Consider the following 21,772-nt stretch of genomic DNA (forward strand, 5'->3'; position numbering starts at 1 on the left):
CCCCGTCCTTTCCTGCTGAATATCACTCTCCTATGATCTGAAATTGTATTTTTTAATTGCTGGTAAACAGCGTTCGGCTTTTTCATCGGATAATCCCTCATCATGCAGAAGCCAGCTTCAACTGTAAATCATCAGTTTCTGCCTGGCTATTCCTTTTCATATAAACCTGCTGATCAGCTGATCTTTCATCCTCTCATTCAGTTTAAACTGACCCTCTCTTAACATATCTGTTCCTGCCCCTTTTGGCAGTGATTCCGTTAATGTTTTTCTTTCATTCTTGTAAAGGACTCCAGTAAACATGCTGGAGGTTTCTTCCACAATATTAAAGGCCATGCCCCGATTGGATGGATCGTATTCTTCCACTTCATCCAAGTTCATCAGGTTCTTTTTTAAAAATTCATAGGTTAATATTTTATTAAAAGTCACACAGGGGCTAAAAACATTGATAAAAGAAAAGCCTTTGTGCTTCATGCCTTGCTCAATAAGCGATACTAGCTGTTTTAAATCTCCGGAAAAGGCTTGAGCAATAAAGCTTGAACCTGATGCGAGAGCCATTTGCAGAGGGTTGATAGGCTGTTCCGGATTTCCGCCTGGGCTTGACTTTGTTTCCATGCCCTGTGGGCTTGTAGGCGACATTTGCCCTTTGGTTAACCCGTATATTTGATTATCCATTACAATATAGGTAATATCTACATTTCTCCGTGCAGCATGAGCAAAGTGGTTGAGGCCAATTCCAAAGCCATCACCGTCACCTCCTGCACAGATCACATGCAAACCAGGATTAGAGAGCTTTACACCCTGTGCTACAGCCAACGCTCTTCCATGCATGGTATGCATACTATACACGTTAACATAGCCTGAAATTCTCCCCGAACAGCCAATACCGGAAATCAGAGCCATATCCTCTGGTTCGATATTCAGGTTCACGGCACTTTTTTGAATAGCGGCTAGCACGGAAAAGTCACCGCAGCCAGGGCACCAATTAGGCTTAATATCCATGCGGTAATCTTTTAATGTCGACATTATACCAGCTCCTTGCAAAATTCCCTGATATCTGATGGTGCAAATGGCCTGCCGTCATACTTTGAAAGCTTTTGGATTTTGGAATGGTCAGGTATGTGCTGTTTTATTACATCAGCCAGCTGGCCCGTAAAATTGTTTTCAACTACAATTACCTGTCTTGCCTTGTTAATCATGCCTTCCAACTGATCTGCAGGAAAAGGGTGCAATAAACGGATATGAGCAAGCCCTGCTTTTATCCCTTCTTTGTTGAATGCCTCACAAGCTTCTCTGATCGCCCCATAGGTCGAGCCAAAGCCGATTAGTAGAAGATCTTCACCTTTGCCCTCTGCCTTTATATCTTCTCCAAGAGTAACAGTTTCGATCTTTTTCATCCTTTTGATCATCATTTTTTTCCGGTTTTCATAATCCTCTGTTGGATGTCCGGTCTGGCTATGCTCTATTCCTGTTGCATGATGTGTTCCAAATTTTTGTCCCGGTATGGTTCTTGGTGAAATATGATCATCCGTAAATGCAAACCTGTCATATACAGCCTTTCCTTGTTCTGCCAATTTTTCATCGGATACTCTTTTACCCCGTTCCATTTCAATTCTGAGAGGATCCAGTATCTCTGCACTTTGTTTAGATGTAGACAAAACAAGATCTGCAGCAATAAAGACCGGGCATTGATACAGCTCTGCAAGGTTAAAAGCTGTACTCATATCATACATAGCTTCTTGCACAGTACTTGGCGATATAATAATTCTTGGTATTTCGCCATGGGTTCCTCCCAACATGGCTGTTAAATCACTTTGCTCCATTTTAGTAGCAAGTCCGCTGCTGGGTCCTCCGCGCTGGGTATCAATAATAACTAAAGGAATCTCAACAGCACCCGATAACCCTATCGCCTCCTGCATTAAGGAAATCCCAGGGCCGGAGGTTGCTGTCATTGAGCGAGTTCCAGCAAAGCTGGCGCCGATTGCCATTGCTACAGAGCTTAATTCATCTTCTGCCTGAACAACAACTCCTCCACATTCTGGCATCATATTTATCATATTTTCCAATATTTCTGAAGCCGGAGTAATCGGATAGCCAGCCATGAAACGGCACCCTGAAGCAAGGGCTCCAATAACCATTGCCTCGTTTCCAGATAAAAACATTTTGTTAGAGTTTATGGGCGGAACTACCGGGATGGAGAACAAGTTTTTTTCTTTAATAAAAGCGTAACCTTTCTCAAAAGCTTCAACATTTAATTGCGATATTTTCATTCCCTTTTTTAAGAACTGTTCCTGAATGACCTTATGGAAACTGCTGGCTGAATGATTATTCAATGCACAGATCATTCCCAGGGCAACCATGTTTTTCATAATTGGAGATCCCAGTTCAGACGCCAATTCCTGAAAAGGAGCTTCAATTATTATCACTCCGTTCGGGGCCATCGGCAGGCTATCAGATTTAACGCTTTTAGAGTCATAAAGAATAATACTATTTTTATCCATATGGTTTATATATAGATCTATTGAAGCCCTATCAAAAGCCACAAGGATGTTGACTTTTTCGGCATTTACATAGATTTCTTTTCTTGAACTGATCCTTAAGTTAAAATCTGAGTGTCCCCCTTTAATCCTTGAAGAAAAATTACGGAAACCATATAGGGAAAAACCGATTTGGCTTAAAACCTTTGTGAGAATCTCACCTACACTTTCAATTCCTTCCCCTTGCTCACCGCCAATTACAATCGTAAGTTCCTCCACATTTTTCCTCCTAACGGATAATGGATATTGTATCCCTTTTTAGGTTTTAGAATCTAGTCGACAGCGCCTTTTCCGCCATCTACATTTACGGATGTTCCCGAGACATATGACGCGGCATCTGAAGCAAGAAAGGCAATGACTTTGGCTGCTTCCGATGTTTCGCCTATCCTCCCAAGCGGAATATCGTGCTTTGGATCACTGGAGAATTCTTCCCAAGTTAAGTGGCCTGCAGTCTTTTTCCACTTTTTTTCTTCAATTTGGCTGCTTCGGATTAAACCAATACATACGGTATTAACCCGAATCGAGTATTTACCTAAATCCCTGCTCATCGCTTTCGTCAGAGCGATCCCTGCTGCTCGCGTAGCAGAAGTTGGAAGGGATGAAGCCGGAGGTGACTTTCCGATCACTGCGGTGATATTAACGATGGAACCGCCGCCTGTTTTCATGTGCTTAACCGCTTCCCTTGAGCAATTTATTGCTCCAAATAGCTTTAAATTTATATCTTCTTCCCACATTTCCGAAGTAACATCTTCAAAGCCATGTGCTGAAGATGTCCCTGCATTATTTACTAATATATGGAGGGACCCATAATGGGCTATGGTTTCTTCTATTAATCTAATACAATCATCTGCTTTGGAGACGTCTGCCTGAATCCCCAAAACCCTTTCGCCTGTGTCGGCATAAATGGATTGAACTGCTTTATCTAATGCCTCTTTGCCCCGGCCGCAAATGGCTAACTTTGCTCCTTCTTTCAATAACTGGCAGGCCGTTTCATAGCCTATCCCCTTGCTTCCGCCAGTAACGATGGCCACCTTTCCCTTTAATCCTAAATCCATCGGGTGACTTCCTTTCATATTTTTAATAACTAGCACGGTTAATAAAAAAGTTAGATAATCCCTTCTTCTCTCAATCTATCAATTTCCGCCTTGTCAAATCCCAGCTCTTTCTCCAAGAACTCATCTGTATGCTCTCCTAATAAAGGGGGATGGTTTTTGGTTTGAATTTGCAGACCAGAAAATCTTATGGGACTCTTTACAAGTTTTATTGTTCCAAGGGTTGGATGTGAAACCTCTTCTACTGTTTCCCTGGCTTTTACCTGAGGGTGTTCAAATACCTGTTCGATATTATTTACAGGTCCGGCTGGCACACCGGCATTTGATAGCAATTGGAACCATTCATCAGCAGACTTTCCAGAAAAGACTTCCTGTATTTGGCTAGTCAGCTCCTGGCGGTTTTCAATTCTTTTATTATTGGTTTTGTATTTTTCATCATCTGCCCACTCGGCATGCCCAAGCACATCGCAAAACTTTTTATATAGCCGGTCATTTCCAGCACATACCATCAATGGTCTATCTTTGCACTGGAACACCTGATAAGGAACAATATAACTATGACTATTCCCGATTCTCTTAGAAATGGATCCTGTATTTAAGTAGCTGCTCGAGATGTTTGCAAGGGAGCTTAGCTGAACATCCAAAAGTGAGATATCGATGTGCTGCCCTTCTCCTGTGTGGTCTCTCAATCTAAGGGCTGAAATAATGCTGATGGCAACATATTGAGAAGTCATAATGTCAACAACAGGAACCCCTACTCTTGTGGGTTCCCCATCCGGGAAACCGGTAACATCCATAATTCCGCCAATCGCCTGAATAACCGGATCAAATCCAGGCTCATGGCTATAAGGACCCGTTTGCCCATAGCCTGTTACAGAGCATAAAATGATAGCAGGATTTACTTTTTTAAGCTCTTCATATCCAAGGCCCATTTTTGCCAATGTCCCAGTTTTAAAATTTTCAAGAACAACGTCAGCGTCTTTTACCATTTTTAATAATAAATCTTTGCCTGTTTTATTTTTCAGGTTGAGTGTAATGGATCTTTTGTTTCGGTTGGCACACATATAATAAGTGCTTTCTCCCTCAACAAATGGCACCCAGTCTCTCATGCTGTCCGTTCCATTAGGTGATTCAATGCGAATCACATCTGCTCCCAGATCCCCTAAAATCATTGATCCGCCTGGACCGGCATAAACGCGTGACAAGTCCAGGACTTTAATATCCTCTAATGGCTGTTTCATGTGTTTTCCTCCTATGTATTTTTAGGTTAGGTCTGTTAATCTTGACTGTAACTTTCCGCTTCAGGCGCTCAAGCGTTTCGCGGGCGGTCCGGAAGCCTCACCGGCGCCCTGCTGCCTGTGGGGTCTTCCTTTGACTCGCACTCCCGCAGGACTTTGAATAAGCATCCCTGGTTTAATACCGCACCCAGAAAATATTTTGGTAGAACTATGCCTTTTTATAAAGACAGCCTATTTTAACCTGCCTAAATTGGCAAACTATCTCCCACCGCTTACGGTAATGATTTCACCCATCATATAATCAGCTGAGTCTGAAGCCAAAAATGCGACTACTTTGGCTATATCTTCAGAAGTTCCTGCACGGCCAATTGGGATTGTAGGGACAATACGGTCAATTCTCTCCTGCGTTGAATATTTATCCTGAAAAGGTGTAAGGATAAATCCTGGTGCAATTCCATTCACTAAGATTCCGTGGGGGGCAAATTCTTTAGACAGACCAACAGTGAGAGTGTTGACTGCTCCTTTTGCTGATGCATAGTGAATGCTTTCACCAGGTCCCCCAAGCCTTGCTGCTACTGATGAAATATTAATAATTCTTCCTGACTTTCGGGGAACCATATGCTTTAAGACTGTCTGTGATACCAAAAATACACTTTTCACGTTGACATCGTATGTCTTTTCCCAAAGCTCTTCATCAATTTCTAAAAACGAACTGCGTTTTATAGCGGCTCCGGCATTATTTACTAATATATCTATCTGGCCAAAGGCATTTAAAGTTTCTTCTACCAGTCTCTGAACCTCTTCCTTAATGGTTACATCAGCTTTAACGATTAGACACTCACTGCCGGCCTGCTCTACCAACTGCTTTGTCTTTTCGGCGCCTTCAGCATTTGAATTATAGGCGGCCACAATGGCATATCCTTTCCCAGCCAGGATTTTTGCTGAAGCCTGCCCGATTCCGGAACTGCCGCCTGTAATTAAAGCGACTTGCTTTTTATCAGTGTTCATAGCTACCCGCCTTTTTGCTATTCAGAATTCTACGGCTGGAATTTGATTGCAGCCATAGTGTATTTTGCATCAACCGGAAATGTTGCTAGTTGTTTCGCTTACATCATTTGTCTTTTGGTCTTCAATATTAACGGAGGCAATTTTTTGCCAGATGATAATAGCTGCTAAGATCGACAGCCCAATAATATCAGTCAATAAAGTAGGCTTTATCATTAAGAAAGCTGTAACAAACAGTGCCAGCCTTTGAATTAAATTTGTTTTTGTTAAAAACCAGCCTTGCAAGCCCCCCGCCAAACAAACAACCCCAATTGTTGAAGTTGCCATAGCAATTAGGCTTTCGGTAACAGTTTCGCCATTAAATAATAAGACTGGATTAAATAGGAAGAAGAACGGGATGATAAACCCGGTAATCCCTATTCTCATTGCCTCTATTCCAACTTTATTAGGAGGAGCCCCTGCAAGCCCTGCCGCAGCATAGGAAGCCAGCGCAACAGGAGGTGTAATGTTTGAAAGTGCCGAGTAGAAGAATGCAAACATATGCGCCGCCAATGGAGGCACCCCAAGTTTTACAAGTAAAGGCGCTGCAATCGTAGCAACAATAATGTAAGCCGCTGTTGCTGGAATTCCCATCCCTAAAACGATACTAATTAACATGGTCAGGATTGCAGCAATAATCAAATTATCTCCAGCCAGGGCAAGAATGTTATTTCCTAGTGTTAAGCCTAAACTTGTTAAAGAAATCGTTCCCACTACGACTCCGACGATGGCACAGGCAATTCCTACTCCAATTGCTCCCTTGCTTCCTTCTACTAGAGAATCAACAATCATTTTAAAGTTCATTCTTGTTGATTTCCTTAGCCAGCTGGCCAATACAGTTGAAATTAAAGCAAATACTGCTGCATATAAAGGAGTAACTCCTGTACTAAGCAAACCGATTAATATGATAAGCGGCAAAAGTAAGTGGCCCCTGTCTTTCAGCACTATGACCATATTTGGGATGTTTTCCTTTGATATGCCAGTCAGTCCAATTCTTTTTGCTTCGAAATGGACAACCATAAATACAGTGACGTAATAAAGAAATGCAGGGATGATGGCGGCCAGCATGATCGTTCTGTAAGGAACTCCCAGGAATTCAGCCATGATAAACCCGGCTGCCCCCATAATAGGCGGTGCAAATTGACCGCCAGTTGACGCGACAGCCTCAACCGCACCAGCAAACTTAGATTTATAGCCTGTTTTTTTCATTAAAGGTATGGTGACAGCACCTGTTGTAACAACATTGGCTACCGCACTGCCATTTACCATCCCCATGAATCCGCTTCCGATAACGGAAACTTTGGCAGGTCCGCCTGCAGTCCAGCCGGCAATGGATAAAGCAATGTCATTAATAAAATCAGTAAAACCGCTGTTCTTCAAGAAAGCCCCAAATAAAACAAACAAGAAGATATAAGTGGCAGAAACCCCTAACGCAATTCCAAATAACCCCTGGCTGCCCCAGAACATAATATCCGTAACCCGTTCAAAGCTGAACCCAACGTGTCCTAGTGCTCCTGGGATATAAGCACCAACGAAATTATAGATTAGAAAAATCGCACATATAATTGTGAGTGCATTCCCGATAACCCTTCGGCTTGCTTCAAAAACAACCAGAATCCCAATTGCAGCCATGTAATAGTCCATCTCAACATGTATGCCAAATCTTTCTCTTGCAAAAGTGTCATAGGTTAAAAGCAAATAGCCGATTGAAATCAATGTCAGCAAAATGCATATCATATCCCAAATTGTCGGCAATGTTCGGCTTGCTGCTGATTTTTTTGTCGCTGGATATATTAGGAATGATAAGATTAAGAGAAAACCAAGATGCCATGCACGCATTTTAATAGCTTCCAATATTCCTAAACTGCTAGTGTATAGCTGAAAAAGAGCCCAGATTATCAATATCCCTGTCACAACTTTGGCAGTTAGGCCGACGTAGTCTCTTGTCCTAAAATCGCTGTCATATTTTTTTAGGATTTCTTCTTCATTTTGAACTTGGTTTGCCAATTGACTCAACTTCCATTCCTCCTTATTAACTCGCAATATTCTAGGTTTTTTCTTTATTTACAAATGTCCCTGTTGCAAATGCCACCAACTTGTCTTGTTCATCATAAATTTCACTTTTGCATATTGTTACAGTTTTTCCATTCTGGATTACCTCTCCTTTTCCGATTAGAATGCTGCCTGTTGCTGGCCGTAAGTACTGGATTTTCATTTCAGCTGTCACAGAAAATACATGATCTTCCAAAACAGAATTAATGGCTGAAGCCATCGTAGCATCTAAAAGAGTTGCCAATATCCCACCATGGACTTTTTCGAAAATCTGCAGAAATTCTTTTTTTACAGGCATGGAGACTTTAGACTTGCCGCTATCAGCATATTGCAGTTCTAGACCAATATGATTCCAGACTGGAGATGATGAGAGCGTTTTCGATTTTTCCGTTAACATGTAGGAAACCACCTTTTAATATTCTCATTTTCAATAATTATCCTTGTTTTATTTAATTTTATAATAAAAAGTATAAAAAAATCCATAATTATTTAAAAATTATAATAATTATATATATTTTATTAATTTAAAATTTTACGAATATAACTTTAGCAGATTCTTTTTTATTTCCTTGCCAATCGTATTTCTTAAGATTTCGTTGCTCCCTCCTGCAATCTCATAGGACTTGGCATCCCGTAAGTACCGGCCAAAAGGCGCATTAACGGTTGTCCCATAAGCACCGCAGACCTGTATGGCATCCGAGCATACTTTTGTTGCCATCTGTCCGGCAAAAAGCTTTGCCTGGCTGGATTCAGAAATAGAAGCTTTTCCAATATCATGTAAGAAAGCGGCCTGATAGGTTAATAGTCTGGAAGCATTTATATTCATAAGCATGTCTGCAAACATCCATTGAATGCCCTGAAAATCGATCACAGACTGATCAAACGCTTTTCTGGATGATACCCACTCCAAGCTATGTTCATAAGCTGCCCTGGCAATCCCTACACTTATAGCGGCGGCGGCAGTCCTGCTGTTATTAAGGGTAATGACCGCTTGTTTAACCCCTTTTCCTTCTTCCCCGACAAGACAGTAATCCGGGACAGCAACATCTTCAAAATATGCATCCACATGCGGTCCATTTCGGAGGCCTATTGTTTGTGAATAGTCACCGATTTCTGTCGTAATGCCAGGAAGGCTACGGTCAATAGCAAAGATGGAAACCCCTTTATTTGTTTCGGCCAGCAAAATAAAAAATTCGGCCGCAGAGCCGGATGTAATAAATGTTTTTTTTCCATTTATAATCCAGCTCCCGCCCTTTTTTTCTGCTTTTGTATCAACACTTCTGATATCCGATCCTCTTTTGGATTCTGTTAAAGAATAGGAGGCGATTAGTCCTTCCCTAAAAAGCGGAAGGTAATGGCTTTTAACTTTTTCATTCCCAAAAAGCAGGAGCATGGTTTCAGCCTGAAAAATAGTAATCAGGGAAATCGCTGTAGCCGCACAGCCGTATGCTACCTCTTCCATCAAGATACAAGCATCGATCTTGGAACGGTTTAAACCATTATATTTCTTAGGCACAGTTAAGGCTGTATATCCCTGTGCGGCCATTTCTTTTATGATTTCCTTTGGATATAGATCTTTGCGATCTCTTTCATCCGCTGTGGGTATTATTTTTTCTTTTGTAAACTCCCGAATTTCCTCCTGAAATTTAAGCTGTTCTTCAGATAATTGCAAAATCAAGCTATGCACCTTACTTTCGTTTAGATTTCATTTGTTCCAGTAAAGCCATATATTCATGTGTATCTGTTACAACAGCCATATGCGACGATACCATATCCAGGTGGTTCCTCAGACTGACTTTGTTATGGTTTTTAACAAGCCTTTTTATCATTCTTATAGCATTCTGTGGTTTTGAGCATAAGACTTTTGCAAATTCCTGGGCCTTTTCAAAAACTTCATCCTTGTGATAAACATAATCAACCAGCCCGATCTCCAAAGCTTTTTCTGCATTTAGTCTTTCTCCTGTCCACAATAGCTCCAGCGCTTTTGACTCTCCCACAATTTTAGGAAGGAAGTATCCGCCGCCATCTCCCGGTACAAGCCCTAAATGGATGTACCCCTCTCCCACTCTTGCATGGTCTGCACAAAAACGAAGATCACACATTAGAGCCATATCCAAGCCCGCTCCAATAGCATCGCCATTCATGCATGCAATAACCGGCTTATCAATTTCTTCTAATAATAGAGGGATTTTCTGAATGTTTTCCCATAAAGAAGCTTTTCGCTTAACGGCATCACTCCATAAATCCTCTGTAGGGTCTCCTATAAAGCCCTCTCCATTTGATAATGCTTTAATATCTCCCCCTGCGGAGAACGCCTTCCCTGTACCTGTAAGAATAAGAACCTTTAAATTATCATTCTCTTTAAATTCCACGAGTGATTTATACCAGTCCGTAATCATTTCGTGGCTGAAAGAGTTTAAAAAATCCGGCCTATTTAATCTAAGCACGGCTATTTCATTTGTAAGGTTTTCAAAAACAATATGATTATTTTCCATTTTTAAAACTCCTTTTTATCTGCTTATTTTTTTTCTTTCTCTGTCCCATACATGTTTAATTCCTTCATCTATAAGCTCCTGCAGCTTAATTTTTTCTGATGAAGTTTTCTCAAAGGATACCCTGATTTCCAAGTACCTTGGAACCATATGGGATGGCAGGTTATCCAGCAGCCACTTATATAATTCCTCAATGGAAACCTCATATCCTTTTCTGCAGACTACACTTAATTTAATCTCTTGTCCGGCAATTTCATCAGGAATCGGCACGACTGCATTTTCCAGGATACCTGGATGCTGCTGTACCATATTTTCAATGTCATAGGCGGAAATGTTTTCTCCTTTTCTGCGAATCATATTTTTCTTTCTCCCCTTGAAATAGAAGAATCCATTTGGATCTTTCTCAGCCAAATCACCAGTGTGGAACCATAAATTCCTCATTGCTGATATAGTGTTTTTCTCCATATTAAAATAGGAAGTGAACATTGAATAAGGAACATTGGGGCGTACAACAATTTCCCCCACTTCCCCAGCAGGCAATTCACAGTCATGATCATCAAAAATGCGAATCTCATAGAGTTCACGCGGCTTTCCAATACTCCCAATCTTTGATTCTTTCAGGGAATTCATAATAGCAAAACCGCCAATCTCCGCCATCCCATAGCCTTCCATCATTCGAGCATTTGTTTTCTTCTCAAGGCTTCTCCAAATGTCCTCTGGAGCACCGCCTCCATAAGCCGTCCTCAAACTGGTGCGAACCTGTTGCGGTGTCACTTTATCCAATATGCTTAATACCGTCCCAACATAGGTGAAAAGCGTAACATTATAATGGTTAACCGTATCCCAAAAAGAAGAAGCTGAAAATTTTCTTCCTAAAACAATCGTCGCGCCATTTAGAAGCAAAGCGGGTATGCCCATTAGTTGGGGATTGGCATGAAACAGGGGCAAAAACAAATATAAATTGTCAGTTTGGTCCATTCCGACTGCATCTCCTATATCTCTGCCCGATAATACAAACGTTTCGTGGGGATTCACGACTCCCTTGGCGGGACCGGTTGTTCCTGAAGTATAGACGATCGTTAGAGGCCATCCAGGCTGAAGAGTATATTCGATTAAACCTGAATCAACTTCACTTTCATTTAATAGAGTATTAAGTTGAATCATCTCCTTTTCGATGCCTATAACATCTTTATCAGAGATGATAATTAAACGATCAATGCATGGATCATTTTTCATATCCATATCAAGTATGGCAGGGAGAAACTCTTCCTCAGTTATGATTGCCATACTTTCACTATTTTTTAATTGATGGTGCAATAAGGCTCCTTTTAAACGCGTATCAAGCGTTACAGCTATTGCACCAATCTTTGACAAAGCAAACCAGCTCCAAATAAACTCTGGCCGATTTGATAGAATAATGGAAACATGATCACCTTTCTTAATTCCTTTTTTTAAAAATCCATTTGCCAGCCTGTTCGTGATTTTCCACATATCTGCATAGGTATAGCATTCTTCCTCAAATTTTAAAAATATATTTTGGGGGTAATTTTCATTTCCAGCCAAAAGCAATTCATTAAAATTCATGTTCTCCGACCTCCTATCTTTTCCTCAGGCGCCGGGAGTAATGGCATCAACTTCAACATTTAGATATTCAAGGCATTCAGTTACAACTCTTTTGCCCGCCCTGCTCAGAGCGTCATATGTTAACCCGGCAATGTGCGGGGTTGCAATAAAGTTATCAAGGGAAAATAAAGGAGAATGGCAGCACGGTTCAGTTTCCTGAACGTCAAGTCCTGCGAAGCGCAGATGCTGATTCTTTAAATATTTATATAGTGCATCTTCATTGATGATCCCGCCTCTTCCGGCATTTAGCAAAATGGCACCCTTTTTCATCTTTTTAATTTCTTCTTCTTCAATCAAATGATATGTTTCATCTGTCAGCGGGGCATGAATGGTAACGACATCTGATTGTGTTAATAGCTCCTCAAAAGACACCAATCTTGCACCGTTTGCTTTGGCTTCCTCCTCATCAATGTATGGGTCGAATGCAAGCACATTCATATTAAACCCTTTTTTCAAAATGGAGCCAACACACTTGCCAATATTTCCAAATCCGATAATGCCAACGGTTTTTCCGTTTAGTTCCAGCGCAGAAGTGAATCCATGTTTATTCCAGATGGATTCCTTCATTTGCTGATAAGCAAGGAGGATATGCCTCATGCCACACAAGAGAAGGGAAACAGTATGTTCGGCCACAGATACCGAATTGACGCCAGGAAGATTGATTAATTTGATTCCTTTAGAGGCTATGTAGTCCTGATCAAACTGATCCAGGCCAACAGATGCGATTCCAATAACTTTTAATTTGCCGCTGTTCTCCAATAAGGGTTTTTCAATTTTGCCCGTTAAATGTGTAGCGCGCCCTAGCAAAATATCATAATTCCCAACAATTGCAGCCAGCTCTTCAGGTGATAGACCATAATTAACGTCTACTTCACAATATTGTTTTAAAAGGGTAATACCCTCTTCGTGAATATGGTCTATGACTAAAGCTTTCATACTTCTCCCCCTCATGTATTATGATTTTCGAATTTTTCTGAAAAATTATTCCGGATTTCTATTTTACATTTGGCGCCTGCGGCTTTATAGTTAAGATACATCTGTTAAGACTGTATAGAGAAAGAATCTTTCCCTATACAGTTTTTTTCTATTTATTTAAGAAACTCGAAAACTTATATGCCAGTACAGCGGGGTCATCATTTAAAAAAGGATTCTTTTGATTTTCCTGATTGATCTTTGCATGTAAAACAATTGGGCCGTCCTCTTCGATCGACTTCTGAACTGCCCTTTCAAAGTCCTCAGCATTATCTGCCTGAATCGTTTTTAAATTAAATCCTTCTGCAACTTTGGCTATATCAATGCGGCTGGCCAAGGAACATTGGCCACCTGTCGATGCAAAACATTCATTATCAAAAACAATCAGCATCCATTTATGCGGGTTCAAATAGCTTGATGATGCCAGAGAATTGGGATTCATTAGTACCCCCCCATCCCCTTCTATGCCAATGCACTTTTTAAATCCTTTCTTTTCCAATGTTAGGCTGACACCGATTGCAACGGATGGAGTCAATCCCATCGTATCAACCATATATAAATGATTATCCCGTCTTCCAAGGCTAGCCCATTCTCTTGAGGTATTCCCGCAAGAAGAAATGACAGGTATATTCTCTGTATATTTATAAAGAATTTTTAGCGCATCGATTCTTGACATCATTGCTCTGCCCCCCCTTTAATATTGAACATAACAATAATAGGGCGATGTGTATCCTTGGCATACTTAGCCCCTTGCTTTATGGCTGTACTCCATTCCTTCAAGGGAACACGATAATCAAGCTTAAATGTTTTCACCCTGGCAGCATCCAAAATGTCCGGCAGAGGTTCTGAAAACAAGTTAACTGCCGAATTAATTTCACCGAAACCGCCTCTGCGGGTTACTAAAATAAGCATGGGAACATGATAGGCCTGTGCAAACGTTGTGATGGCCAGGATTGAATTTCCGATTCCAGTATCCTGGATAAGCATAATTGGAAATTGTCCGCCCAAGCTGATCCCTGAAGCAATGCCTACTCCATCCTCTTCCCGGCTGATTGGGAAGGAAGTTATTTTATCAGAGTTCTCGAAATGTTCTATAACCTTTCCGATCGTGCTGCAAGGCAAAGTCAGCAAGTAATCCGCCTCTGTTTCTTCAATGCCCTTAATGATTTCTTCACATGCTAAATCCTGAAATGCAGGCATGTTTATTCCCCCTTTACCATTTGCTTGGCGGCAGGATACTGCTTATCTCTTCAATGGACGCGCCGCTTTCAAAAAGTCTCACAACTGCCTCTTCTCTTTTTGTCGCATGAATTGTCTTCTCCAGCACTTCTTCTGCTTTTGAACCTGGGACTACCACAACCCCGCTGTCGTCAGCAATAATCAAATCACCCGGATTCACCCTGACACCTGCTATTGAAATGGGGCCATTGATTTCCATTGCCTCCACACGGTATTTGCCTGTAATTGGCGTTTGGCCAGTACTCCAGACTGGATAATCCAATTTGCGGACGGTATCCACATCCCTTACACCGCCATCAACGATATTGCCTGCCATTCCCCATTGCTTGGCAACAAGAGTGGAGAGACCTCCCATTACAGATATATCACCCAAGGCAGCGGCGTCAAATACTGCTACATCTCCTTTTTCTGCAATCGCATAAACGTCTCTGTCTGCCAGCTTTGCCCGCTCCATATTGTAATACCCATGGTCAGGAGTGTTGCTTTCAGGTATATAGCGGATCGTTACAGCCGGACCGACTATCTTTTTGCCTGTAATGATGGGGCGCAGCCTGCTTGCTGAAATTGCCCCTTTGATGCCCATGGAATCCAGGACATCTGAAACTGTAGGTGTAAGCCCATCCATTTCCATGAAAGCTTCTATAATTTCCCGGGACGGCCTCGTAAATTCCACTTTTACAATTCTTTCAGGCGGGATTAACCCCATTAATCTATTTTTATATTTTTCCAATTCCTCCGTCTCCATTTACTTGCCTCCTTTAGCTTAGTAACAATATAACTCTATCGACTTTGACTGCGATCGATAGAGTTATATTAGTGTTCATTCTTAATTACTTAAGAATGCCCTTTTCTTTATAGTACTTTTCAGCACCAGGATGGATAGGAATACCCGATGTTCCTTCAAGCGCTTTCTCAATATCAAATTGTTCGATTACAGCATGAGATCCTTTTAATTCTTCAAGGCCTTCCCATAAGGTCTTAACCAGATCATAGGCTACTTCGTCCGGCATATCTGCTGAACCTACAAGGAAGTTATTTTGGGCAACTGATAAAACATCTTCAGGCTGATTTTCATAACTGTTAGCTTCGATTGTATATTCCATCGTCCAAGGGTATTTCTCTTTAAGATAGTCAACAGCTTCTGGAGTGTATGGAAGCAGCATACCATTTGCAGTTGACAGCATTTCAGTTACAGCGGATGTAGGAACTCCAGCCATGACCATTGCAACATCTGTTTGCTTATTTCTCATCAAGTCGGTTGCTTCTGTAAATCCAACAAAATCTTTGCCAAGTCCTTCATAATCGACGTCATAAGCTTCCATTGCACGCTGGGTTTCAATTTCGGTTGCACTTCCAGTCGCACCTGGAACAATCTTTTTCCCTGCCACGTCAGCGATTGATTCGATACCGGCTCCTTTTCTTGCCACTAGATGATTGACGTTTGGATATAAACCAGCCAAAATGCGTACATTTTCAACTTTATTTCCATCAAATGAGGCCTCGCCATTATACCCTTCATAAAGAGTCCCTGTTGGTGTAAGAGCTACTTGAGCCTCCCCCTGTTTAATAAAAATCAGGTTCTGAACACTTCCATTTGTGGCTTGAGAGGAAGCTTGAACATAATCCAGTTTTTTATTCCAGTAATCAGAGAAAATAGCTCCCAATGGATAATAAGTTCCAGTAGTTGTTCCTGTTGCAAACATGATTGAATAGTTATCCGGTTTGCCGGATGACCCTGAATCTGAACCGGAAGAACCGGCATCCGAATTTCCTCCACCGCTCGTACTGTTGGAGCTGCAGCCGATTAAAGCAAATGCCATTAATGCAATCATAAAAATGGTTAAAAGTTTTTTCATCTCTCTTTCTCCCCTCGTTTATTAGTTTGGTGTCATGTTCATTATTAAAAAAATAGTACGATTATTACTTTAAATAATCACCTCCCTAAAAAAATAAAGTGTTGGTACCGCTTTCAATACTATTAAAAAAGGAAACTGTTAATTGGCACTCTGACAGGCACGTATTCCGCAGAGGAGCTTTAGAACACCCCCGGCAACCGAGTAGTGCGGAAAATTAACAGCAAATTTAAAAGTGTTTTTTAAAAAAACATATTTATTAGATAGATGGAAATGGATGATACTAGTATGATTGAAAAGGCATATTTTATATTCCAAATCCCTATTTCAAACGGTTTTGTCTTAAACAATGCAGATGCAAGCAAGTTTGCTGCTGAAACTGGGGATAAAAGCGGTGTGATGCCCCAGCTTATAACCAAGATCAAGACATATAGTTCAGGCTTTAGTCCAATGACATCAGGAGATAGAGTTGTTGCAAAAATTGAGATGGGAAGCACTTGGTGTATGAAAAAAGAAGATATAACACAAGTAAAAATGATGGTTATAATCGTTAGGATGAGAGAAATCTCGCTTATGCTTGAGAATAAGGATGATAAGTATGCAGGAAATTCTGTAAGTAAAACCATCTGGGAAAAAAATGTTGCTGAAATAATCATGATCGATTCTGTATGGACATTTGGAGCCACTTCTGTAAAGTAATCTTTTAAGGAGTATGCAAACTCCTTAATTTTATTGATTGCCAAAGACCAGAGGATGGAATAGGAAATGGCAAGTATGGAAATTAGCAGCAGCACATTAAAATGATGCAGCCATTTTTCCAGAAAGAATAACGCCATGAATAGCCCTATGAAAGCAATTATTAATTCAATTCCTCTTTTATGCTCTACCTTTTTTGGTTTCTCCTTGCTCACATCTTTATCAATACTGGCTGCTACATAGGGAGCTGTATTTGTTGTTACTTCTTTGGATAGGTATCTTAAATTGATAGCCACAGATGTCAGGTAGCAAATGATGACCATAACAAGCCCATATCCAAAAAATGATACAAAGCTCACCCCGACAAGATGCAAAATGATGGCTACACCCGCAAAATATGGAGACCAAAAGGCTGCAAGGGAAAATCCTTGAACAAGGCTTCTTACAAATACTTTATTCAAATGCCGGAATCGCACCGAGAATAAATCATACATGACTCTTAACGATCCCAAATTTAAAAATGAACTGACAATACAAGTTATCGCTGTTACAAAGGCAATTTTTTTCATATCTTTCTTTAGAAAGGTCACCACAAAATAATCCATATATTCGATGTAACCGCCATTTTTTAGTGGATAGGATAACAGTGGCACGGTTATAAACAAAGAAATCAGGGCTACATTGTTAAGAATGGAGTCTACCCAGTATTCGCTGCTTCCATCATAGATAAAGAAAATCATATTGCCAAAGATAAGAAGCGCACCGCTCATTACCTTGGGGAAGTTAGCCATCCAGGGCAAAGAAATTAAAAATGCGAGAACCACCAAAGATACTAGAAAAAGATCCAAAGGCAGCGAGAAAAAAGAATAAAGCATATAGGACAATGCCAATGTTAATAAAGTAACACCTCTTGTTAATATTAAAACCGGCATTAAGTGCTGCATAACTTCACGACCTTAACTATTTGAAATTTCTTCTTTCTGGATGGCAAATAAAAAGCTTCCGTATTCCTCCTTCTTTTCTTCCCATTCCTGCAAAAAAGCCATATGCTGCCGAACGGCAGCCAAAGACTTTACAGCTCTCTCGGCACTAGGGTATAAAGGTATTTTAGCTTTGCGGAGTTTACTCATTCCATCCCTTGCAAGCGACTCGGCAATCGTCCAGGCAACATACATGGGTTTCTCAGTCTTTTTTGAGAGTTCTATGATATCCTCTGATACTTTAGATGCGATTGTCCCTCCAATTGTTGTCAGCATGAGCACTAAAGCATCAATATTCTCATCTTCTATAAAAACTTCCAAACTCTTTTTAAATGAATCTGGATCATTTAATATTTGTGCGGTTGTGTCAAAAGGATTCTGCGGAGTTGAAAATTCCGGCGAGATATCTGCCAGCTTTTTAATGCTTTTTTGCGATATGGCAGGAACATGTAAACCGTACTTAGCACACTGATCAGCAACAATCGTGCAGGCTCCCCCCGAAGTTGATATAATGCCTATCCGGCTGCTTTTCAGCTTATTGGGAGAATCAAATGCAATAGCGTAATCTAATAAATCGTCAAGGTCTTCAGCATTAACCGCTCCGAATTGTTTAAACACTGCCTTGTACACCTCATGATTTCCCGCCAGTACACCTGTATGGGATTTTACTGATTTTTGCCCAATTTCACTTCTGCCATTTTTATAAATAATGACAGGCTTTTTATTGTTGGCCGCTTTGGCCAATGCAGCTTTAAAGCTCTCTCCATCTGCCAATCCTTCAAGGAATATGCAAATCGTTCCGGTTGAAGGATCATCAACGGCATATTCGAGATAATCTGAAGCATTTAAATCGGCTTCATTCCCAGAACTAATCCATTTATTTATGCTTATTTTCTTTTCCCACCCCTGGCTTAGCATGGCACCGCCAATTGCACCACTTTGGGTTATATAGGATATTTTTCCTCCCATAGGGATTTCTTTACTCGTCATGGACATGCTAAAGCTGGCAAACACCTTTTGATTTACGTTAGCAATGCCAATCGTATTTGGGCCGCATATCCGTATATTATGCTCCTTGGCAAAATCAACAATTTCCTGCTGAAGCATTCCCCCCTCATTGCCAGTTTCTGCAAACCCAGAAGCATGGATCAAGACCATCTTAATTTTTTTTGACGCACATTCCCTTAGTGCTTCCATCAGGAGGCCTGGAGCAATTAACAGGCAGGCAAGATCCGGTGTTATGGGAATATCTAAAATGGATTTATAGCATGTTAATCCCTGGATTTCTCCTCCCCTTGGGTTTACAGGGAAAATCTCACCCTTGTACTGATGTTTTAGCAAGTTCTCAATCAATCTTCCGCCATGCTTTTGAACATTATGTGATGCCCCGACTACAGCAATGGATGAAGGATTAAGCAATTTTTCAATAGCATCGTATTTACTCAACTTGCTGCCACCCCCGATCTTCCATAGTCAAGAATAATGCGGGCATCCAACGCAACGGCCCCTCCCCCTTGTTCATAAACAATAATGGGATTTAATTCAAATTCAGAAATTTCAGGGAAATATAGCGATATTTTGGCTATTTTTTGGATGATTTCCTTTAAGCTCGATAAATCGGCTGGCGGGGAACCTCTATATCCTGTAAGTATTTTGCTTGCCTGTATCTCTGTAAGCATGTTATCGATGTCCCTATTTGCTATGGGCAGGACTTTTAATGACACATCTTTTAGCACCTCAACAAATATGCCTCCAGCACCGAACAATAACACTGGCCCGAATACAGGATCCCGGTTCATGCCCACAATTACTTCTTTATCGCCTTTTATCATTTCCTGGATGGATATCCCTGTAATTTCTGCATTTGGATTGTACCTTTTTGCATTCCGGAGAATCTCTTCAAAAGCACTTCTAAGCTCCGGCTCATTCTTAATATTCAGCATAACGCCTTTAGCGTCTGACTTGTGGACGATTTGAGGCGAAACTATTTTCATAGCCAAGGGAAAGCCAATAAATTGTGCAAGTTCTGCTGCTTCATCGGCAGATGTGGCTAACCGAAAATCTGGAACTGGAATTCCAATATGCTGCAAAATTTGTTTTGATTCTATTTCCGTCAAGACTGTCCTGTTTTCTTCCTTCGATAAATTAATGATTTGCTGTATAGCTGTTTTGATCATTGAGAAATCCTTTCTAATCGTTATAACCATTTCAAGAATCATATCAACAATAAGCTTTAACACAGTCTTTATTTAAGAGCGATTTAACCGCTTATAGATTCTGCTTTTTTACCCTCCCTAATATCACTGCTTAAAGCAAACCTTCTTTCAATATGGTGCCTGTTTGCATTTTTAATTCCTAAAGCATCATTAGCAATTAAAATTCGCTGGATATTGGCAGAGCCTTCTCCGAAATGAAGCATATTGGCATAGTTGACGTATTTCATAATCGGATATTCATCTGATATGCCATTGCCTCCAAAGATTTCAAGAGCATTCCTGGAAACCTTTGCAGCAACTTCTGAAGCAAAATATTTTGCGTAGGAGCTTTCCCTTGTAGCCGTTTCCCCTTTGTCCTTCAGGTAAGCACTTCTATAAGTTTGAAGTCTTGCTGCATCTGTTTCAACAACCATGTCTGCAATCAGATGCTTAATCATCTGGTATTCACCAATCGGGTTTCCGCCTACTATTCTTTCATTACAGTATTTTATCGATTCGTCTACACACCCTTGGGCAATTCCGACAAGGCGGGATGAAACCGTTAGCCTCCCGTAGTCAAGTGCGTTCATCGCTATCTTAAATCCTTCTCCCTCTTTTCCTAGAAGATTTTCTTTCGGTATTCGGTAATCTTCCAAAAATACTTCACAGCTTCTCATCATAAAGCCTAAAGAGCTGATTTCAATCGGTTTTGCAGTAAAGCCAGGGCGGTTTGCTTCGACGATAAATGCTGAAATTCCTTTATGGCCTGCCTTTAAGTCAGTTTTAGCAAAAAGGACTCCGACATCTGCTTCGTTTGCAAACGTAATCCATGTTTTTGAACCGTTGATGACATATTCATCGCCTTCCAAACGTGCATATGTTTTCATGGATCCGGCTGGATCTGACCCTCCTCCTGATTCTGTTAGGGCAAACATGCCGATCAGATTCGCTTTAATCAAGTCGGGTACATATTTTTTGATTTGTTCCTCTGTTCCCCAATTTAATATCGTAAAAGGGCAAGTCATAGCCTGCATATTGAAAGCGTATCCAAAAGAAGGATGGGCTTTAGAAATTTCCTCTGCTATGATTGCCAGGTTCAGAAATCCCATCTCCGAGCCGCCATACTTTTCCGGGAAACATGCCCCAAATATTCCGGCTGCCCCCATCTTCTGCAAAATTTCCTTAGGAAATTTTCTTTCTTGTTCAAAGTATTTTACATTCGCCAGAATTTCCTTTTCAGCAATGGCTCTTGCCATGTTCTTCACCTGAATATTTTCACTGCTCAATTCAAAGTTCATCCAATCAGACCTTTCCATATGGTTTATTCATTTCCTAAAGTCTCAATCCTCTTCTCCAATGACTCTTTAAACGGCTGTTCCCATTCCATTAGCTGCAGAAGCAATCCAAATGAACTCTTGGGATGAGTAAATAATTCCTTCCTTAAACCATGGCATTCTTTGAATCCGGCAACTTTAACTTCACTATCCAGTAAACGGCTATGTAAATCGTCAATTCCATCAATATTAAAAGCTATATGATGTAAGCCTTCACCCCTTCTTTCTAAAAAGTTATGAATGTCTCCTTTTTCACTTAATGGAGCCTCAAGGCCTATTACAATATCCCCGACCAAGAAGTAAGCAGCCCGGGCATTTTGTTCCGGCAAGACCGTTTCTTTTAGAAACTCCCCTTTTAAAACAGCAGAAAAAACCTGCTTGCTTTTTTCTAAATCTTTCACCGCGATTACAATATGATCAATACTGCTTGCCACATTAAGCACTTCCTCGGACTAAGGTTATTAATTG

At 40.8% G+C, this 21,772-nt stretch carries 20 protein-coding genes; all 20 read right to left on the reverse strand.

Features of this window, described 5'->3' with window-relative positions; genetic code table 11:
- Positions 1–156 precede the first annotated feature (156 nt).
- Positions 157–1,023: a 2-oxoacid:ferredoxin oxidoreductase subunit beta gene (locus DFO73_RS22345; protein WP_110066906.1), complete on the reverse strand. Its 867-nt coding sequence runs from the start codon at positions 1,021–1,023 to the stop codon at positions 157–159.
- Positions 1,023–2,753 (reverse strand): 2-oxoacid:acceptor oxidoreductase subunit alpha, encoded by a 1,731-nt coding sequence (locus tag DFO73_RS22350; protein ID WP_110066907.1) that lies wholly within the window; start codon positions 2,751–2,753, stop codon positions 1,023–1,025. The genes DFO73_RS22345 and DFO73_RS22350 overlap by 1 nt, the downstream gene beginning before the upstream one ends.
- 53 nt (positions 2,754–2,806) lie before the next feature.
- Positions 2,807–3,589 carry an SDR family NAD(P)-dependent oxidoreductase gene (locus tag DFO73_RS22355; protein WP_110066908.1) on the reverse strand — a complete coding sequence of 261 codons (783 nt, stop codon included), beginning with the start codon at positions 3,587–3,589 and terminating at the stop codon, positions 2,807–2,809.
- 50 nt (positions 3,590–3,639) lie between these two features.
- Complete coding sequence (locus DFO73_RS22360; RefSeq protein WP_110066909.1) at positions 3,640–4,827, reverse strand: CaiB/BaiF CoA transferase family protein; 1,188 nt, start codon at positions 4,825–4,827, stop codon at positions 3,640–3,642.
- Positions 4,828–5,082: 255 nt separating this feature from the next.
- Positions 5,083–5,832, reverse strand: coding sequence for an SDR family NAD(P)-dependent oxidoreductase (locus tag DFO73_RS22365; RefSeq protein WP_110066910.1), 750 nt, complete (start codon positions 5,830–5,832; stop codon positions 5,083–5,085).
- A 69-nt stretch (positions 5,833–5,901) separates the two neighbouring features.
- Positions 5,902–7,884, reverse strand: a complete 1,983-nt coding sequence (locus tag DFO73_RS22370; RefSeq protein ID WP_110066911.1) for a TRAP transporter permease — start codon at positions 7,882–7,884, stop codon at positions 5,902–5,904.
- Positions 7,885–7,915: 31 nt separating this feature from the next.
- Entirely contained in the window at positions 7,916–8,317 is a 402-nt protein-coding gene (locus DFO73_RS22375; protein ID WP_110066912.1) for a PaaI family thioesterase, read from the reverse strand.
- Positions 8,318–8,452: 135 nt separating this feature from the next.
- Complete coding sequence (locus DFO73_RS22380) at positions 8,453–9,598, reverse strand: acyl-CoA dehydrogenase family protein (protein WP_181396098.1); 1,146 nt, start codon at positions 9,596–9,598, stop codon at positions 8,453–8,455.
- 10 nt (positions 9,599–9,608) lie between these two features.
- Positions 9,609–10,415: an enoyl-CoA hydratase/isomerase family protein gene (locus tag DFO73_RS22385; RefSeq protein WP_110066914.1), complete on the reverse strand. Its 807-nt coding sequence runs from the start codon at positions 10,413–10,415 to the stop codon at positions 9,609–9,611.
- A gap of 15 nt (positions 10,416–10,430) precedes the next feature.
- Positions 10,431–11,996, reverse strand: coding sequence for an AMP-binding protein (locus DFO73_RS22390; RefSeq protein ID WP_110066915.1), 1,566 nt, complete (start codon positions 11,994–11,996; stop codon positions 10,431–10,433).
- A 24-nt stretch (positions 11,997–12,020) separates the two neighbouring features.
- Positions 12,021–12,971, reverse strand: a complete 951-nt coding sequence (locus tag DFO73_RS22395; protein ID WP_181396099.1) for a hydroxyacid dehydrogenase — start codon at positions 12,969–12,971, stop codon at positions 12,021–12,023.
- 148 nt (positions 12,972–13,119) lie between these two features.
- Positions 13,120–13,686 (reverse strand): thiamine pyrophosphate-dependent enzyme, encoded by a 567-nt coding sequence (locus DFO73_RS22400; RefSeq protein WP_110066917.1) that lies wholly within the window; start codon positions 13,684–13,686, stop codon positions 13,120–13,122.
- Positions 13,683–14,207, reverse strand: coding sequence for a thiamine pyrophosphate-binding protein (locus tag DFO73_RS22405; RefSeq protein WP_110066918.1), 525 nt, complete (start codon positions 14,205–14,207; stop codon positions 13,683–13,685). The genes DFO73_RS22400 and DFO73_RS22405 overlap by 4 nt, the downstream gene beginning before the upstream one ends.
- 13 nt (positions 14,208–14,220) lie before the next feature.
- Entirely contained in the window at positions 14,221–14,991 is a 771-nt protein-coding gene (locus DFO73_RS22410) for an RraA family protein (protein WP_110066919.1), read from the reverse strand.
- A gap of 85 nt (positions 14,992–15,076) precedes the next feature.
- The gene (locus DFO73_RS22415) at positions 15,077–16,102 is read right to left on the reverse strand and encodes a TAXI family TRAP transporter solute-binding subunit (protein ID WP_110066920.1); all 1,026 of its coding nucleotides are present in this window, start codon (positions 16,100–16,102) and stop codon (positions 15,077–15,079) included.
- 239 nt (positions 16,103–16,341) lie between these two features.
- Positions 16,342–17,739, reverse strand: a complete 1,398-nt coding sequence (locus tag DFO73_RS22420) for a hypothetical protein (RefSeq protein ID WP_110066921.1) — start codon at positions 17,737–17,739, stop codon at positions 16,342–16,344.
- A gap of 12 nt (positions 17,740–17,751) precedes the next feature.
- On the reverse strand, positions 17,752–19,221 hold the full coding sequence (locus tag DFO73_RS22425) for an acetate--CoA ligase family protein (RefSeq protein ID WP_110066922.1): 1,470 nt from the start codon (positions 19,219–19,221) through the stop codon (positions 17,752–17,754).
- On the reverse strand, positions 19,218–19,952 hold the full coding sequence (locus tag DFO73_RS22430; RefSeq protein WP_110066941.1) for an acetate--CoA ligase family protein: 735 nt from the start codon (positions 19,950–19,952) through the stop codon (positions 19,218–19,220). Before DFO73_RS22430 ends, DFO73_RS22425 begins: the two co-directional genes overlap by 4 nt.
- An 83-nt stretch (positions 19,953–20,035) precedes the next feature.
- A complete protein-coding gene (locus tag DFO73_RS22435; RefSeq protein WP_219993447.1) occupies positions 20,036–21,286 on the reverse strand; it encodes an acyl-CoA dehydrogenase family protein in 1,251 nt (416 codons plus the stop codon).
- A gap of 5 nt (positions 21,287–21,291) precedes the next feature.
- Positions 21,292–21,738, reverse strand: a complete 447-nt coding sequence (locus tag DFO73_RS22440; RefSeq protein ID WP_181396100.1) for a VOC family protein — start codon at positions 21,736–21,738, stop codon at positions 21,292–21,294.
- Between the last annotated feature and the right edge of the window lie 34 nt (positions 21,739–21,772).

Source organism: Cytobacillus oceanisediminis, from assembly GCF_003182355.1.
GTDB classification, from domain to species: domain Bacteria; phylum Bacillota; class Bacilli; order Bacillales; family Cytobacillaceae; genus Cytobacillus; species Cytobacillus oceanisediminis_A.